Raw genomic sequence first — 16,249 nt, 5'->3', positions numbered from 1 at the left:
TCTTTAGGCAACCCGACGATGTAATTTAAAATCAGAGTGTTTGGCATTTTCTGCCCACACTGCCAATAATTCAACGCTGTCAGATTTGCGGACCATGCTCTGCTATCAATCCCCCGCATAGATTTATATCCGTCATCCGGTATCAACCCCACGGTGGAAGGATTAACGCGGAATAGGCAGGCGGCATCAGCGCCTGTTTCCTGCCCCGATGTGACAGGCGAGATAATCTCTTTCTGATTTTTTTAGATTATTCATGGGATTCCGTAACAAAAAAGCCAATGGGTAACTCCATTGGCTTTTTCGTCTGAACGCGGCTTAGTTGTACTCGATGGTAAAGGTGGCGGTCGATTTTATATTGCCGCCTTTAATTGTCGAGCCAGTGCGATAGTAACGCGCCTTCAGCGGCAACGTTAGCGTATTGGACTGGTTAGGAATGGTACGTCCGGCATTGACCGCATCACCATTCTTGATCGGCTGGGTCGTATTGCCAGTCAACAGCTGGATGGCAACGCCGGATGCGGTGTTGGCACCAGGTTCGGATTTGATCACGCCAGGAGCATTGGAAGCATCCTGCGTATAGTCAAAACGTACATTGACGATCCCTTGCCCCGCATTGCCCGGCAACAGATCCTCGCCAATGCCACCAACGCAATTAATATTGATATCAAATGCCTTTTCGCCCTGCGTTGAACCTACACCACCAAATGAGGCTGCGGTGACGGTATCCAGATTAACCACCTTGTTCTTGGAACCGCTGTCCACGTTACAAGTCGATGTAACGATTGTCAGACTGTTGGCGTCGACGATCGATTCCAGCATCGGTAAGTTCCGTCCAGAGCCATCCATATAATAAGTCGTGTACTTTCCAGGGACCAGTTGCCCAGAACCGGTTTGTGCGGCGGTTTTAACAATGTCGATCTTGAAATAACCACCGTTCAGGTTGACAGCAATGTTGCCGTTCAACCGCAAGGTATGGGGATAATAGGTACTTATACTCCCCGCTTCTCGGTATAAACGAATCCCGATACCTGGAATATTGGTACTCCACACATTGCTGAAGCTCGTCGGGCTGCCCTGGAGGATCTCCCCAATCGCGTTGCCGCCATTAGTACAACTGCCATACCTAGAGACCGGGTTAATCGTGAACTGAGCGGTGACCAAAGTATCCCCAACCTGGCTGCTTGGTGTAACCAGCACACGCCCAAGATTCATGTTGATCACTTGCGCCTTGTAGCCATTATTGACGTAACAGGCGGCATAAGCACTCTGACCACCTGCCATTAGCAGTCCGAGCAGCATCAGGCATTTCGCTGCCGTTTTATTCAGCGATGGAACACATGTATACTTTATCATTTGCAACTCGCTTCAATAATTTCGTAGTCAGTATTATTAATTTGCGCCTTAGCGCTGTAGCTGACAGAGCACTGCTGCGTTGGCTGTGTGCCCCACTTAATTTGCAACAAACCTTTCTGAGCTTCGGTACGCAAGTAGATACGGCTGCCCTGCCCAACAATGCCGACCACCTGATTACGGGTATCCAGCACTTCGGCGCCAAACGGCAACGCGTTGCCATCAGGGCCGAGTGCATGAATGATCAACGCCTGGCCTTTCGTTGTCTTGAATTCCAACCGGGCAATCGCACCGGCATAGGGTGCAACCTGTTGGCTGCTGCTTTCCAATTCAACGTCGCGCGACATGCCGCTCGGATCGAGCGTTACGCTCGTCATGCGATATGGCGCAACATAAGGAACCACTGCATAACCGTTATCATCGATACGAACGCCTGACGAGTTGGTCACAATCGCGCCGGCGGCGTCCGGGGCTTCCACCAACACCATGGTCTGCCCGCGTTGCGGTGTCAGTGTGACACCACCGCTATGGGCAACGACGCTACCCGATACGCCGATCGAAGATTGACGGTAATCTTTACCATAGCTGTAGGACCCGTTCATCGTGGCAAAACGACTACGGTATTCACCGCTCACACTACTGTTAGTCCCGCCGGAACGATCGTTGGCCAACGTGGCACTATAGCTGATGTTGTTGTCTTCGCCGGTTGAACCATTCAGGCCCACACGACTGCTGTCGTAGCCGTTGTCGGTATAGCCTAGTGAACTATTCAGGCTCAGGGTCTGCGAACCGACGCTGAATGGAACCGACAATGTCAGGTAATAACGAGTCTCATCTCGGTTATACATATCCGTGGTACGCATAGCGGAAAGGCCATAGGTCACACGACTGTAATAGTTGTTATAGCCCACCTGGTATTGCTTGGTGCTCCCACCACGGTTCCAGTAATCACGCACCGAACCGGTGATGTACAAGGAACCGTAATTGTCCCCCAGCCCTTGGTTCAGCGTCAGCTGGTATTCGCTACGCTGGCGGTTAACCGCATCTACGCTCAATCCCTTGCGTTCATTGTCTCGGGAGTAGACGGCATCCTGCAAAGATAGGTAGCCGGAAGTTGAATAGCGATAAGCGGCGATAGTGAAGTTGGTATTAGTTTCGGCCATCAGTTTGCTATAGCTGAGCTTATAACTCTGTCCTGTCTGATCACCTTGCTTCAGTCGGGTATTAGACTGCGTTACGTCGAACGCAAATGCGCCGATCGGTGTCGCAACCGCGCTGCCCACCAGCACTGCGCCATAGCCATCACTGACGATCCCACCTGTGTATCCCGTAATAATGTTGGTAAAACCGCGCTGATAAGTCGCCTGGAACATATCGGGTTCCTTGCTTAAATTATCATCGCGTACTCGACCCGCGGTTATTGCATAACGCTGAATGCCTGGACGAAGCATCTGCGCTACCGAAGCATAGGGAACACTGAACTGGCGTTTGCTGCCATCGGCCTCATTTATGGTAACATTCAGATCGCCGCCGTAACCCGTAGGATAGAGATCGTTGATGATAAACTCGCCCGGAGCAACGGTAGTTTGATAGATTAGCTGGTTATTCTGGCGTATTTCCACCAGAGCATTGCTTTGCGCGACCCCACGCACAACCGGCGCATACCCGTTCAAGGAATCAGGCAGCATGCGATCATCCGTGGCGATCTGAACACCGCGAAAACCTATGGAGTTGAAGAAATCACCGCTGGTGTAACTGTCACCCAATGTCAGCATGCCGCGGATAGACGGCATTGCCCGCTGCGCGTAAGTCGCGGTATTTTGCCAATGAGTGCTGTCGTTAGAACGCCAGTTCACGTTGGAGTCATGACGCAGTTGCCAACCAGCCACGTTCAGCCCGGCGTTCAAAGTTAAGTATGCATTAGTTGAATCAGAATTGCTGCCGTTGGCGGAGCTGTGAGTATTGAACGCATTGAAGTTATACAACAAGCTGCCGGCGGTAATGCCACGATCCCAGAAGCGCGGATCTACATAGCCGCGAGCGCTGCGCCGCAGCGCCGCTTGGGGGATACTGATATCCATGCGCAGTGTACTGGTGTCCAAACGGTAATAGGCTTCAGGCACCCACTGAGCCAGAGTTTTGCACGTCTCGGTATTAACCGCAGGGTCCCCGCTCATTGTCGCGGTGTCTACACCAAACTCATCCAACGACAGTAGGGTAAAGCAGGTATCAGCGCTGTTTTTTCCCGGCACGTTTTTAAAGTCGATGTTTTTTTTGCCTTTCCACTCGCCGTTCACATACACGTCGAGCGAATATTTTCCCGCTAAGATCGGGTTACCATCACGGAAGCGTGAAAGATCCACACCTTGCGCTTCCCCAACCAGGAAGCTACTGTTAAAGGTCGCTTCAACCGGTGCCGTAGGCTTTTTGCTATCAGCCCCTCCATTCGCCCAAGACGCTGCAGGGGCCGCCATACAGAGCGCGCTGCCGCTTAACAGTAGAATCGATTTATAATTGGGCCACGCCATTTTAATCGCTGCAGAGATAGGTAACTCTTTCATATAAAGCATTCCTTTACCAAATTAAGCCCGCTCTCTGAAATAAATTGTTCTGGGCCTGAAACTCTGTTCCAAGAATTACTTTTGCTTATTCTTAGTACGGGACACGCGTCCGCCAAAATCATTAATGGTGGTGTAAGCAATATCAGCAATACGCGTGATGTCACCGGAGAAGGACAATGTTTTTTCCTGCCCAGGTGCCAGCATGTCACCGTTCGGGGCCAATGGCACACGTTTTTGATTTACGACTGCATTAATCTCGGTAAATGACACATAGTACGGCGTTGGGTTTTTCACGCTGACGCCCGCAGTGCTGAAACGCCACTGCAGTTTTTCGGGTGCATCATTCGCTTCCCCCGGCAGACCAGTAGGCCGATATAACAGTTTTACGCGGGAACGGAATGCCACCTGTAAATAGTTTTCAGGTGCACTATTGTTAGCCCCGGTTGGTGCTGGCGGGATCTCCAGTACGTTCAACCAGAACAAGGATTCTTTGTCTTGCGGCAAACTCGCCGTGGTCAATGAAACACGCAGCGCTTGGCCGGTAGTCGGTTCAACACGGCTGATTGGCGGTGAAATGATAAATGGCGCTTTGCTGTTTTCTGGTGTGGTTTTTGCGTCGCCTTCATCAATCCAAGACTGAATAAGTGCCGGTGAAGCACCATTATTTGATAATTGGACGGTAACTTCCCGTTGCTTCCCCGGATAAATAATACGAGTACCGTTAATAATGACACTGGAAAAAACGCTGCTGCTGAACAACATGGCGCTCAGCAATAGGCTGTATTTTTTAAATGAGTTCTTCATTATATTATCGCTACAGTAAGGGAAAACGGTGGGGACATAACATCCCCACCGGGATAAGAATATTTCTTAAAGAAATATTACTTACTGATAAATAATGGTGTACTGGACGGTAGAAGTTACATCACCGGCGCTGGCAGCGCTGGTAGCGTAATATTCAGCGTAGTAGTTCAGGTCAGCAGAGTCACCTTCGTTAGCAACGGTAACCCACTGGGAGTTCTCCTGCGCGCCATTAGTACCAGCAGCAAGGATTGGCAGGAATTGGTTGTTGCTGCCCAGCAACTGAATCTGTACGTTAGTTGCAGCGTCAGTCTGCGCTTGGTTATTCAGACGGCCAGTATTGAAATCAACAGTAGCGCCCGGCTCGAAATAAGTAGCCACATTGCCTTTAGAGCAGTCGCTCAGATTGATCGCGAACGGAGTACGGCCAGCAGTTGCGCTCTGAGCTGCCAGAGTAGAGGCAGAAACAGTTGGCAGAGTTACGGTGAAATCTTTACCGCCTGGGGTGGATATAGTACAAGTTTGGTCAGTCACTCTACCATTGAAAGTAATAGTCCCGTCAGTAGCTTGAGCTGAGAAAGAAGAAATTGCAGCAGTGCTTACAGCCAATGCCAATACAGCAGACAGTTTAGAGATTTTCATATTTAGACTCTCGATGAATTAATACGCTTATAAAGTACATTCAGCGATGCTACTCCTTGTCAGGAATGAAGCACGATGAATCCATTGCTGGACAGAATATAGTCTAAGTGTATTCAGAATGTTAAATCGTTTAAAACAATCGAAAACCACTCATTGTTAGGGGGGGCCTATCAAGAAATGACTATTGATTGGAATTGCAATAGCAAAAATAGGAACAATCTGCTTTTAAACAAGATTAATCGTCCTGTATTTTGCGAAAATACATAAAGGTAAGAATAATATTCCAATATTTTACATTTAGCAACATGTTTAAATGTTTCGACTTTATCACGAATTGCACGTTAAATGGTCTGCCAACACGCTTCGTAAGTAACGCCTAGTGAACTCACATCTTCAAATTTTTTCAGCCCTGTAGCATCGTGGTTATGTTTATTCCCTAAGACAAAAAGCATGCCCCCACACCACCACGTAAAAAATTCAGCATGTCCGTAACTGGTACGTCAGAGGCCTTGCCCTGATTCATATTGTCTCCTGTAAGGTCTTCTCGCCCCTTCGCCTGCCGGATAACGACTTGTCTGCCACTCTGCCACCGGCGCTGCCGGAGGGAATGAAAGCCGAAGCGGGCTGGACGGCGGGCAACGGGAAGCGGAACGCGGTGAAGCTGGTACGGGAGTAGAGCAGGATGACAGAGCTGGAAACACAGTTGCTGAGCGCATTAGAGCAGTTACCCGGTCACTACCCCTAACCGTATCGGGGCTCTGTACGCTATCGAATCGGAGATCCGCGGCAGTCCGGCAGAAGAGCGACTGACCGCCAGGAAAGCCAGAAACATGCCGTTGATGCAGTCACTGTACGACTGGATACAGCAGCAGATGGGCATGCTGTCGCGTCACTCAGATACGGCGAAAGCGTTCACATACCTGCTGAAACAATGGGATGCCCTGAACGAATACTGTCGCAATGGCTGGGTGGAGATAGACAATAATCTGTGTGAAAACGCCCTCCGGGTGGTTGCGCTGGGGCGGCGTAACTATATGTTATTCGGTTCTGATGGTGGTGGCGACAGTGCAGCAGTGATGTACAGCCTGATCGGTAGCTGTAAACTTAACGGCATTGAGCCGGAGGCCTGGCTGCGGCACGTGGTCAGCGTCATCAATACATGGCCTGCCAACCGCGTGAAAGAACTGTTGCCCTGGAACGTAACTCTCTCTGTAAACTAATTTTTACCCCACGTCCTTCACGGTGCGCTTACGCTTCAGCTTCCATTTGTTCAGAAACTCGCTGATATGGCGATCAACCGTCGTCTGATGCAAGTAAAGTCTGAGCAATCATGGCTGAACTCCAGCCCTCGGAGGTCAGAAGAATGGCTTTAATACGATCGCAAACGCGCTTATCACGACTGGAGCCATGAAGACGTTCAAGTTCAGCTTTTTACTGGTCAGTGATAAAGATTTTTATGGTGAACGGCATGATCCCCTCTTGCTTGAAAATCAAGCATCTTCAATGATCACGGGTATATACCCTACAGATTGAAATTGAGCATAAATTAATAAAAATATTTACAGATCCAGATGTATAATAAAATATTTTCAGGAAGAAATGATGTCGTTTATTAACACCCCGTTTATTGCTGTTAAATTTACTGTTCTGGTTTCAGTTTTTACGTTCATTTTGTGGTGTTTTATGCCTGTCCAGACGTTGATTCATCTTGTTCAGGAAGGAGAGTTCATTGAGAGTCTGACATTGTATTTTTATGCTATTGCTCTGATAGTTATAACTCTATCCCCTTCATTCGCAGGTAGAAAATGGACCCGGTGGTCAGTCATTTGTGTATTATTTACAATGATGGCTCGTGAATCTGATTTGCATAAATCGATTAATGGAATGAGTATGCTTAAACTCCGTTTCTGGACCGGTGAACTGCCCTGGCAGGATAAAATTATGGCACTGGTGATTTTGCTGCCGATTGTTCTGGCCTGTTTACATATTTTATCCTGCCACGGGCGTAGGGTCTGGTCGGCGGCAAAAGCACATGAAGGGTACGCAATCACTGTTGTGACTTTTATTTTACTTATCATCGTGACTAATATTATTGATCGCTCCCTTGGTATTCTGAAAGAAGTCTTAGGCTGGCATGGCCCTGCATGGCTGATTGCACTGCAGACTTCTCAGGAAGAGTTTCTTGAGCTTTCTTTGCCTCTTCTGGTACTGATGGCTGTTTTTCAGTATCGCCGTGGTTCCTTGCATTTTCATTAAACTGTTCCATTTTCAGACGACTCAGCAGTACTTCAAGTTCATGCATCACAGCAATCCCTCATAGGCACTTAGCATACTCACCTGCTGTCATAGAAGGGCATGGTGCGCCGGGACGGTTTGCCAGCCAGATAATGCTGAACACAGCCGGTGTGGCGCCACCAGCACTCATCATCCAGTGATGATCCGTATCGAGACCGGCTGCCCGCACAGAGTCTCGGGAACACTGTAACGATTGCCGCCAACCTTGATATAGCTGTCCCAGGACACATGGCGGATGTCGAAGTAGCTGGTATCGAAGTCCGTATCCGGCAACGGCTGCAGATGCTCCTGTTCCAGCGCGAAGCGCTGCTCTGGTGTTTGTCTGAACTGGCGAAGCTCCCGTTTATCAGCAACATCAGCCATCCACTGCTCCAGTTGCTGGTTTACATGGGTGAAGCTGTCGAATCTGCTGTACCGGACGAAGAAGTTCTCCTTAAGATATTTCACCATCCGCTCCACTTTGCCTTTGGTTCTGGCTCTGCGCGGACGGCAGGCCCGTGGCAGGAAGCCATAGTGGTCGGCCAGCAACAGGAACCCGGAGTTGAACACCACCTTTCCGTTGTTATTCTTCATTACTGCAGCTTTCTGGTTATCAACCAGCACGGTTTTCACACTGCCACCGAAGTACCGGAAGGCGCGGACCAGCGACTCATAGGTGTGTTCAGCATCCTGTTTTGGTGCCGCGAAGACATGGAAGCGACGGGAGAACCCCAGCATATTTACCGCGAAGTTAACTTTGCATCGCTGTCCTGCAACCTCCACTTCGATTTCGCCCCAGTCGTGCTGCAACTGGTATCGTCATCTGGCACTGGGTGTGGCAGGCTGGATGCGTTATGTCAGCGGCACGGATGAGCTGCTGGCGATTGAATCCATTTTCGGTGACCACCTGACGAAGCAGCAGGGTTTTGTTGATGCGGTAAAACGTGCGTATCAGCGGTTACTTGATGCCGGTGCCCGTCAGGCCGTCGCCGCACTGTAATCCCGGAGATCTTATGAAACAGTTTCTTTGCGAAGACTTTTTACTGCACAATGACATCACCCGCCGTCTTTATCATGCGTATGCGGCGCAATCAGGCTCTACAATCGAAGAAAGAAGCTTTGGGGTAACCATTTTTTGGTCCCGAGGGTACTTTGTCGATACGGTAGGCCTAAATAAGAGAGTCGGTGAGTCTGGAGTTACAGGGGAAAATCAACTTACAGAAGCCACCTTCTTAGAAGGTGGTCTTTTACTTATTACGGTTCATAACACGCCGCAGCAGCCAGGTAAACCCCATTACCATGCTGAACAGAATAAACAGCAGCAGCACCCAGGTGACCGAGATTTTCAGCAGGGTACTTAGCGTCATACAGAGCTGAAGATACACGGTGAATGAGTGCTCTAACGGCTTTCCCAGTAGCGTCATGATGCCATCCGTCAGCCATACAATTACCCGACAAACCAACCAGATAATCGCTGGCCAGCAGAGCAAAACCAGAAAGGTGAAACGCTCTTGTATGTAATTTATTAGTTGGCGCAAAGGAGGCCAGTTAATCAGAATTTTCATTTATATTCTCATATTGCCAGCCGGTAACATGCATTATTCGTCAAAAGACGTTACCGGGTTAGCGTCCATACAGGTAATGCACCCTTATGTTTTTATCAAATTTGAATTAACTTAAACCAGCTCAAGTTAACAAAGTGTTAATGATGCTAAGAACCCATCCCAAAAGGGATTGTCAGGTAATAAATGATGGAAATTGCTGAGAGCAAAGTATGGCGGGCAACAAGTGGCAGATCAGCGATGAACTCTGGGAGAAAATGGCCCGACTCACCTTGGAACACAAAATTCAGCCCCCACTGTGTACGCATCGCAAGCGCGTTGATAATCGTGCGGCATGAATGCCATTTTCTTTATGTTCAGAAAGATTTCCAGTGGAATGATTTGAATGCTACAGGAATATGCTCGTCAAGCTCAGCCCACCGCCTCTTCCAGGAGTGGCGGGATGCCGGAGTATTTGAACGCTTCTGACAGAATGGACTGCTTGCCTGTGAGCAGTTGGATGCTATTGACTGGTCGTGGCTGTCGATGGATGGCAGCATGACCAAATCACCGCTGTCTGGCTAAAAAAAACAGGCCGAAACCCCACGGACCGCGGGAAACAGGGAGGAAGAGCAGCCTGATGACGGATGCGTACGGGCTTCCGCTTGCACTGGCTGTCGCCGGTGCAAATACCCACGACATAAAGCTGGTTGCAGATACCCTCGACGCTCTTCAGGCGGGCAGACCCGGCAGAAGACTCCGCCTTTGCATGGATAAGGGGTATGAAGCCGGATAGCTGGAGGCGTATCTGAAAATCCGGTGCTATGAACCTCATATCCGGTCACGGAAAGAGGGAGCAGAAACCATTAAAAACACAGATTTTAAGGCTCATCGCTGGGGTGTGGAGAGAACACACTGCTGGATGAATTGCTACCGCCGCGTCCTGACGCGCAGGGAACAGAAAATCGAAAATTATGAAGCGATGCTATATTTTTCCTGCGGCGTCATTGTCTGGAATAAAATCCGACTGGGATAGGCTCTTAATGAAAAACGATGAAGATTGTATGAGCAAGGCCCGGAGCATTAAACCCAATAAGCATCATGGGTAATATTGCCTCACCGTGCCTCAGCTGTTTTTTTATGTTAACTCTACGACAAGTCCATGTTTTGTATATGGACATATTTGTTGCGGGTGTTAGTATTGCATTGACAGTAGCAATAAATATGCGTGTTTCATTTAAGGCGAGGATTGCTGATGATGACCACATTAATCGCACCTCTTTCTGACCGGTTAGCAGCGCTGAAGGCGTCATGCGCCGGTTGGCCTTATCCCCCATACCTTCCTTTCCTGGAGAGACGATACTTCGCTATGCGGAGGAGAAACGCGCACCACTCAGCAAATGGAACAAAGCGAGTCGCGTATGGACAAAATCAAACGGCGTTGGGCAGTCTACGTTATTGGTTTACTGGTGGTGATTGCCGCCGCCGCATGGTGGATGCTGCGCCCACCGGGACTCCCGGCAGGCTTTGCCAGCAGCAACGGTAGAATTGAAGCCACAGAGGTCGATATCGCCACCAAAACCGCCGGACGTATCGATACCATTCTGGTCAAAGAAGGGCAGTTTGTCCGCCAGGGTGAAGTCTTAGCCCGCATGGATATCCGGGTGCTCAACGAACAACGGCTGGAAGCCGCCGCACAAATTAAAGAAGCTGAAAGTTCGATTGCCGCAGCGAAAGCGCTGCTCGATCAGCGTCAAGGCGAAATGCGCGCCGCTGAGGCGGTCGTGAAGCAGCGGCAGGCTGAATTAAACTCCGCCGCCAAACGCTACGGCCGTTCCAGCACACTCTCACAGCGCGGCGCGGTCTCCGCTCAGCAGCTTGATGACGACCTGGCGGCGGCGGAAAGCGCCAGAGCAGTGCTGGAATCAGCAAAAGCCCAGGTCTCTGCCGCCAGAGCGGCTATTGAGGCGTCAAGAACCAGCATTATTCAGGCACAAACCCGCGTTGAAGCAGCTCAGGCCACGGAGCGTCGGATTATCGCCGATATCGATGATAGCGAACTGAAAGCGCCCCGCGATGGTCGTATTCAGTATCGCGTTGCTGAACCGGGAGAAGTGCTGGCGGCAGGCGGGCGGGTGCTGAATATGGTCGACTTGTCCGATGTCTACATGACCTTCTTCCTGCCTACTGAACAAGCTGGCCTGCTGGCGCTGGGCAGCGAAGCGCGAATTATCCTTGATGCCGCACCCAATCTGGCCATTCCTGCCAATATCAGTTTTGTCGCCAGCGTGGCGCAGTTTACCCCCAAAACGGTGGAAACCAGCGATGAACGGCTGAAGCTGATGTTCCGTGTCAAAGCCCGCATTCCGCCGGAGCTGCTGGAACAGCACCTTGAGTATGTGAAAACCGGCCTGCCAGGTATGGCCTGGGTGCGTCTGGATAACCAGCAGGCGTGGCCTGAAGCGCTGACGGTGAGGTTGCCACAATGAACACGATCGCCCGCCTGGAGAACGTCAGTCAGCACTTTGGCGCAACCACCGCGCTAAAAGACATTACGCTGAGCATTCCCGCCCGCTGTATGGTGGGCCTGATCGGGCCAGACGGCGTCGGCAAGTCCAGCCTGCTGTCATTAATTTCCGGCGCACGGGTCATTGAGCACGGCAATGTGGTCGTGCTCGGCGGCGACATGAGCGATGTTCGCCACCGCCAGGATGTGTGCCCGAAAATTGCCTGGATGCCTCAGGGGCTAGGGAAGAACCTCTACCATACCCTGTCGGTCTATGAAAACGTCGACTTCTTTGCCCGCCTGTTCGGCCATGATAAGGCCGAGCGTGAGAGCAGAATCAATGAGCTGCTCCAGAGCACCGGACTCGCGCCGTTTCGCGACCGTCCGGCGGGGAAACTTTCCGGCGGGATGAAGCAAAAGCTCGGCCTGTGCTGCGCGCTCATTCACGATCCGCAGCTGTTAATCCTTGATGAACCGACCACGGGCGTTGATCCTCTCTCCCGGGCACAGTTTTGGGATCTGATCGACAGCATTCGTCAGCGCCAGCCGGAGATGAGCGTGCTGGTCGCCACCGCCTATATGGAAGAAGCGGAACGTTTTGACTGGCTGGTCGCCATGAATGCGGGGGAAGTACTGGCGACCGGCAGCGCAGACGAACTCAGGGCGCAAACGAAGAGCCAGACGCTGGAACAGGCGTTTATCGCCCTGCTTCCTGAAGCCCAGCGCCTGGCGCATAAAGAGGTGATCATTCCACCGCGCAACGCAGAGGAGAGCGAAATCGCCATTGAAGCTCGCGGCCTGACGATGCGCTTTGGCAATTTTGTCGCCGTTGATCACGTGAACTTTCGTATCGCCCGTGGCGAAATCTTCGGTTTCCTCGGCTCCAACGGCTGTGGTAAATCAACAACCATGAAAATGCTGACCGGGCTGTTACCGGCCAGCGAAGGCGAGGCCTGGCTATTTGGCCAACCGGTCGACCCGAAGGATATTGAAACCCGCCGCCGCGTTGGCTATATGTCGCAGGCCTTTTCCCTCTACAGTGAACTGACCGTTAGGCAAAACCTCGATCTACATGCCCGTCTGTTCCATATTCCGGATGCGGAGATCCCCGGTCGGGTCGCCGAGATGAGTCAGCGCTTTATGCTGGAAGAGGTTGAAGACACCCTGCCCGCCTCGCTGCCGTTAGGTATTCGTCAGCGGCTATCGCTGGCGGTCGCGGTCATTCACCGTCCGGAAATGTTAATTCTTGATGAACCCACCTCCGGCGTCGATCCCGTGGCCCGGGACATGTTCTGGCAATTGATGGTCAATCTGGCCCGCCAGGATCGGGTGACGATTTTTATCTCCACCCACTTTATGAATGAAGCCGAGCGCTGCGATCGCATTTCACTGATGCATGCTGGCAAAGTGCTGGCCAGCGATACGCCGCAGGCGCTGGTCGAACAGCGCGGGTCGGCCAGCCTCGAAGAGGCCTTTATCGCCTGGCTACAGGAGGCAGCAGATGCCGCACAGCCGCCTGCTGCTGAGGCTGCGCCGATTCCCATGATTGAACACAAAACCGAAACCATTGCTCCGCGTCAGGCGTTTAGCTTGCGCCGCCTGTTTAGCTACAGCCGTCGCGAAGCGCTGGAGCTACGTCGCGATCCGGTACGATCGACTCTGGCATTGCTGGGCACGGTGATCCTGATGTTTATTATGGGATATGGGATCAGTATGGACGTCGAGGATCTGCGATTTGCGGTACTCGACCGCGATCAAACCGTCAGCAGCCAGGGCTGGTCGCAGAATATCGCCGGTTCACGCTATTTTATCGAACAGCCGCCGCTGCAAAGCTACAGTGAACTGGACCGGCGGATGCGCAACGGCGAGCTGGCGGTGGCTATCGAAATTCCGCCTAATTTTGGCCGCGACATCGCTCGGGGAACGCCAGCGCAAATCGGCGTGTGGGTGGATGGCGCAATGCCAAACCGGGCGGAAACGGTGCGCGGCTACGTGCAGGCGATGCATTTGGCCTGGCTTCAGGAGATGGCCGGTCGCCAGGCCAGCCCCAATCGCGATACCTCACTGATTTCTATTGAAACCCGCTATCGCTATAACCCGGACGTGAAGAGTCTGCCAGCGATTGTTCCAGCAGTTATTCCGCTGCTGTTGATGATGATCCCGGCAATGCTCAGCGCGCTCAGCGTAGTGCGTGAGAAAGAGCTGGGCTCGATCATCAATCTGTACGTGACGCCGACCACCCGCAGTGAATTTCTTCTGGGCAAACAGGTGCCGTATATCGTGCTGGGGATGTTTAACTTCTTTCTACTATGTGCACTGTCGGTGTTTGTCTTTGGCGTACCGCATAAAGGGAGCTTCCTGACGCTTATGCTGGCCGCACTGCTCTATGTCACGATTGCCACCGGGCTTGGCCTACTGATCTCAACCTTTATGAAAAGCCAGATTGCGGCGATTTTCGGTACCGCGATTATTACGCTTATCCCGGCGACGCAGTTCTCGGGGATGATCGATCCCGTCGCTTCTCTGGAAGGGCCGGGCCGCTGGATTGGCCAGATTTATCCAACCAGCCACTTTCTGACCATTGCGCGAGGAACGTTTTCCAAAGCGCTAAATCTGACGGACCTGTGGGCATCCTTCATACCACTGCTTATTGCGGTTCCGCTGGTGCTGGGCCTGAGCGTGTGGCTGCTGAAAAAACAGGAGGGATAATGCGCGGATTACGCAATATTTATAATTTAGGCATGAAAGAGCTACGCAGCCTGCTTGGCGATAAGGCGATGCTGACATTAATTGTCTTCGCCTTTACCGTCTCGGTTTACTCCTCCGCTACCGTTATGCCGGGGTCGTTACATTTAGCCCCTATCGCTATTGCGGATATGGATAAATCGCAGCTCTCATCGCGCATTATCAACGGTTTTTATCGCCCCTGGTTTTTACCCCCTGAGCTGATTACCGCTGATGAAATGGACGCAGGGCTGGATGCCGGGCGATATACATTCGCGATCAATATTCCCCCTAACTTCCAGCGTGATGTTTTAGCCGGACGCCAGCCGGAGCTGCAGGTAAACGTTGATGCGACGCGAATGAGCCAGGCGTTTACCGGCAATAGCTATATCCAGAATATCGTCACTGGTGAGGTAAATAGCTTTGTCGCCCGCTATCGGGATAACAGCTCGTTGCCAGTCGAGCTAGCCGTCAGGATGCGTTTTAACCCGAATCTGGAACAGGAACGTTTCGGGGCCGTAATGGCGATTATCAACAATATTACTATGCTGGCCATCGTGCTTACCGGTTCGGCGTTGATACGTGAACGAGAGCATGGAACCGTGGAGCACCTGCTGGTGATGCCGGTGACGCCGTTTGAAATTATGATGGCAAAGATCTGGTCAATGGGTTTGGTGGTGCTGGTCGTTTCTGGATTATCGCTTATATTGATGGTCCAGGGAGTGTTGCAGGTGCCGATTGAAGGCTCTATACCGCTGTTTATGCTTGGAGTAGCCCTGAGCCTGTTTGCTACTACCTCAATTGGAATATTTATGGGAACCGTGGCCCGCTCGATGCCGCAGTTAGGGCTGTTGATGATTCTAGTGCTGCTACCACTTCAGATGCTATCCGGGGGATCAACGCCACGAGAAAGTATGCCGCAGGCGGTGCAGGACATCATGCTCACCATGCCGACAACTCATTTCGTCAGCCTGGCGCAGGCAATTCTATATCGAGGCGCAGATTTTGCGATTGTCTGGCCGCAGTTTCTGACGCTGCTGGCTATCGGTGGCGTATTTTTTACGATTGCACTGCTACGTTTTCGTAAGACGATTGGAGAGATGGCTTGAACGATGCCGTTGGAACTGCCACGGTACATGGCTGGCGAAAACAACTGGAACTTGAGGGCTTGATCATCCGAAAAGTGAAACCCGGTGTGGAACAATAGGCAGAGCAAATTTTTACTATTCTGCTTGAAACAGCTGCACTTTCTAAGCATGAGCTGTCTGAATACTGCCGTAAAAATGGCCTTTATCCTGAACATGTCGCTGAATGGAAGCCAAACTGTCTGATCGCCAACCAGCCGAAGCATCGCCAGTTGGTCGACGAGCAACGAGCGACCCGCACAGAGAAAAGCCGCATCCGGGCGCTTGAAAAAGAGTTACGCCGGAAAGATAAAGCACTGGCGCAAATGGCAGCGCTGCTGGTTCTTCAGGAAAAGTTGTCAGCCTGAAATCTCTCCAGGATTCACGGGGTGGTTCATTTTTGCCGACCATACTCAACGGCTTCCTTCAGCAGCGCATTCTCCATGGTCTTTTTACCCAGCAAGCGCTGTAGCTCTTTGATTTGTTTCACCGTCGCCGCAAGTTCTGAGGCGGGAACAACATCTTCGCCAGCCATGATCGCGGTGAGACTACCTTCCTTGTACTGCTTTCGCCAGGCGAAGATCTGGTTTGCATTCACACTATGAAGCCGTGCAACATGGGAAATGGTCATGCTAGGCGATGCGTTTCCTGAACGATGGCAATCTTTTCCTGTGGACAACGGCGCCTGTGGCGCTCTGGTCCCAGCAACTCTTCGATCATGCTTAT

The 16,249-nt window shown here is 51.5% G+C and carries 11 protein-coding genes and 7 pseudogenes; 10 read left to right on the top strand and 8 right to left on the bottom strand.

The window, feature by feature from the left end:
* Positions 1–315 precede the first annotated feature (315 nt).
* From V6E55_RS08120 to V6E55_RS08105, 4 genes are all read right to left on the bottom strand, one after another.
* The gene (locus tag V6E55_RS08120; RefSeq protein ID WP_042933965.1) at positions 316–1,353 is read right to left on the bottom strand and encodes a fimbrial protein; all 1,038 of its coding nucleotides are present in this window, start codon (positions 1,351–1,353) and stop codon (positions 316–318) included.
* Complete coding sequence (locus V6E55_RS08115; RefSeq protein ID WP_014837265.1) at positions 1,350–3,911, bottom strand: fimbria/pilus outer membrane usher protein; 2,562 nt, start codon at positions 3,909–3,911, stop codon at positions 1,350–1,352. Before V6E55_RS08115 ends, V6E55_RS08120 begins: the two co-directional genes overlap by 4 nt.
* Positions 3,912–3,986: 75 nt before the next feature.
* Entirely contained in the window at positions 3,987–4,715 is a 729-nt protein-coding gene (locus V6E55_RS08110) for a fimbrial biogenesis chaperone (RefSeq protein WP_042933963.1), read from the bottom strand.
* A gap of 81 nt (positions 4,716–4,796) precedes the next feature.
* Positions 4,797–5,354, bottom strand: coding sequence for a fimbrial protein (locus V6E55_RS08105; protein WP_089046405.1), 558 nt, complete (start codon positions 5,352–5,354; stop codon positions 4,797–4,799).
* A gap of 682 nt (positions 5,355–6,036) precedes the next feature.
* Here V6E55_RS08105 and V6E55_RS25800 point away from each other — a divergent pair.
* Both V6E55_RS25800 and V6E55_RS08100 read left to right on the top strand, forming a co-directional pair.
* Entirely contained in the window at positions 6,037–6,099 is a 63-nt protein-coding gene (locus tag V6E55_RS25800) for an MbeD/MobD family mobilization/exclusion protein (protein WP_071846184.1), read from the top strand.
* 1 nt (position 6,100) lies between these two features.
* A pseudogene (locus tag V6E55_RS08100) lies at positions 6,101–6,574 on the top strand (IS66 family transposase); the annotation flags it as partial.
* A gap of 33 nt (positions 6,575–6,607) precedes the next feature.
* On the opposite strand, the pseudogene V6E55_RS08095 reads toward V6E55_RS08100, so the two are convergent.
* Positions 6,608–6,812: pseudogene (locus tag V6E55_RS08095) on the bottom strand (IS630 family transposase); the annotation flags it as partial.
* A gap of 141 nt (positions 6,813–6,953) precedes the next feature.
* Between V6E55_RS08095 and V6E55_RS08090 the strand changes: the two are divergent.
* The gene (locus V6E55_RS08090) at positions 6,954–7,610 is read left to right on the top strand and encodes a hypothetical protein (RefSeq protein ID WP_125295935.1); all 657 of its coding nucleotides are present in this window, start codon (positions 6,954–6,956) and stop codon (positions 7,608–7,610) included.
* Positions 7,611–7,697: 87 nt separating this feature from the next.
* Here the strand turns inward: V6E55_RS08090 and istA are convergent.
* Positions 7,698–8,444, bottom strand: a pseudogene (istA, locus tag V6E55_RS08085) (IS21 family transposase); the annotation flags it as partial.
* Between istA and V6E55_RS08080 the strand changes: the two are divergent.
* Positions 8,443–8,628, top strand: a pseudogene (locus V6E55_RS08080) (fructuronate reductase); the annotation flags it as partial. The pseudogenes istA and V6E55_RS08080 overlap by 2 nt on opposite strands.
* Before the next feature lie 13 nt (positions 8,629–8,641).
* On the top strand, positions 8,642–8,989 hold the full coding sequence (locus tag V6E55_RS08075) for a hypothetical protein (protein WP_122117646.1): 348 nt from the start codon (positions 8,642–8,644) through the stop codon (positions 8,987–8,989).
* Here the strand turns inward: V6E55_RS08075 and V6E55_RS08070 are convergent.
* Positions 8,876–9,193: a hypothetical protein gene (locus tag V6E55_RS08070; protein ID WP_014837258.1), complete on the bottom strand. Its 318-nt coding sequence runs from the start codon at positions 9,191–9,193 to the stop codon at positions 8,876–8,878. The genes V6E55_RS08075 and V6E55_RS08070 overlap by 114 nt on opposite strands.
* 209 nt (positions 9,194–9,402) lie before the next feature.
* Between V6E55_RS08070 and V6E55_RS08065 the strand changes: the two are divergent.
* From V6E55_RS08065 to V6E55_RS25795, 5 genes and pseudogenes are all read left to right on the top strand, one after another.
* Positions 9,403–10,205 (top strand): annotated as a pseudogene (locus V6E55_RS08065) (IS5 family transposase).
* A gap of 385 nt (positions 10,206–10,590) precedes the next feature.
* The gene (locus V6E55_RS08060; protein WP_028016386.1) at positions 10,591–11,658 is read left to right on the top strand and encodes an HlyD family secretion protein; all 1,068 of its coding nucleotides are present in this window, start codon (positions 10,591–10,593) and stop codon (positions 11,656–11,658) included.
* Positions 11,655–14,384 (top strand): ribosome-associated ATPase/putative transporter RbbA, encoded by a 2,730-nt coding sequence (gene rbbA, locus V6E55_RS08055; protein WP_021314393.1) that lies wholly within the window; start codon positions 11,655–11,657, stop codon positions 14,382–14,384. The genes V6E55_RS08060 and rbbA overlap by 4 nt, the downstream gene beginning before the upstream one ends.
* Complete coding sequence (locus V6E55_RS08050; RefSeq protein ID WP_021314392.1) at positions 14,384–15,508, top strand: ABC transporter permease; 1,125 nt, start codon at positions 14,384–14,386, stop codon at positions 15,506–15,508. The genes rbbA and V6E55_RS08050 overlap by 1 nt, the downstream gene beginning before the upstream one ends.
* Positions 15,505–15,709 (top strand): annotated as a pseudogene (locus tag V6E55_RS25795) (IS3 family transposase); the annotation flags it as partial. The gene V6E55_RS08050 and the pseudogene V6E55_RS25795, both read left to right, overlap by 4 nt.
* Positions 15,710–15,920: 211 nt before the next feature.
* Here the strand turns inward: V6E55_RS25795 and V6E55_RS08040 are convergent.
* Positions 15,921–16,243, bottom strand: a pseudogene (locus tag V6E55_RS08040) (transposase); the annotation flags it as partial.
* Between the last annotated feature and the right edge of the window lie 6 nt (positions 16,244–16,249).

It is taken from the genome of Enterobacter sp. 342 (assembly GCF_036663495.1).
GTDB lineage: Bacteria > Pseudomonadota > Gammaproteobacteria > Enterobacterales > Enterobacteriaceae > Enterobacter.
Note: the sequence above shows the minus strand (reverse complement) of the source record. Positions and strands in the feature narration are given on the sequence as shown.

What these genes read in the sequence shown, in the direction of transcription:
- V6E55_RS08090 (WP_125295935.1), top strand. Translation starts at nt 6,954, where the DNA reads ATGATGTCGTTTATTAACACCCCGTTTATTGCTGTTAAATTTACTGTT.
- rbbA (WP_021314393.1), top strand. Translation starts at nt 11,655, where the DNA reads ATGAACACGATCGCCCGCCTGGAGAACGTCAGTCAGCACTTTGGCGCA.
- V6E55_RS08070 (WP_014837258.1), bottom strand. Translation starts at nt 9,193, where the DNA reads ATGAAAATTCTGATTAACTGGCCTCCTTTGCGCCAACTAATAAATTAC.
- V6E55_RS08120 (WP_042933965.1), bottom strand. Translation starts at nt 1,353, where the DNA reads ATGATAAAGTATACATGTGTTCCATCGCTGAATAAAACGGCAGCGAAA.
- V6E55_RS08075 (WP_122117646.1), top strand. Translation starts at nt 8,642, where the DNA reads ATGAAACAGTTTCTTTGCGAAGACTTTTTACTGCACAATGACATCACC.
- V6E55_RS08110 (WP_042933963.1), bottom strand. Translation starts at nt 4,715, where the DNA reads ATGAAGAACTCATTTAAAAAATACAGCCTATTGCTGAGCGCCATGTTG.
- V6E55_RS08115 (WP_014837265.1), bottom strand. Translation starts at nt 3,911, where the DNA reads ATGAAAGAGTTACCTATCTCTGCAGCGATTAAAATGGCGTGGCCCAAT.
- V6E55_RS08105 (WP_089046405.1), bottom strand. Translation starts at nt 5,354, where the DNA reads ATGAAAATCTCTAAACTGTCTGCTGTATTGGCATTGGCTGTAAGCACT.
- V6E55_RS08060 (WP_028016386.1), top strand. Translation starts at nt 10,591, where the DNA reads ATGGACAAAATCAAACGGCGTTGGGCAGTCTACGTTATTGGTTTACTG.
- V6E55_RS08050 (WP_021314392.1), top strand. Translation starts at nt 14,384, where the DNA reads ATGCGCGGATTACGCAATATTTATAATTTAGGCATGAAAGAGCTACGC.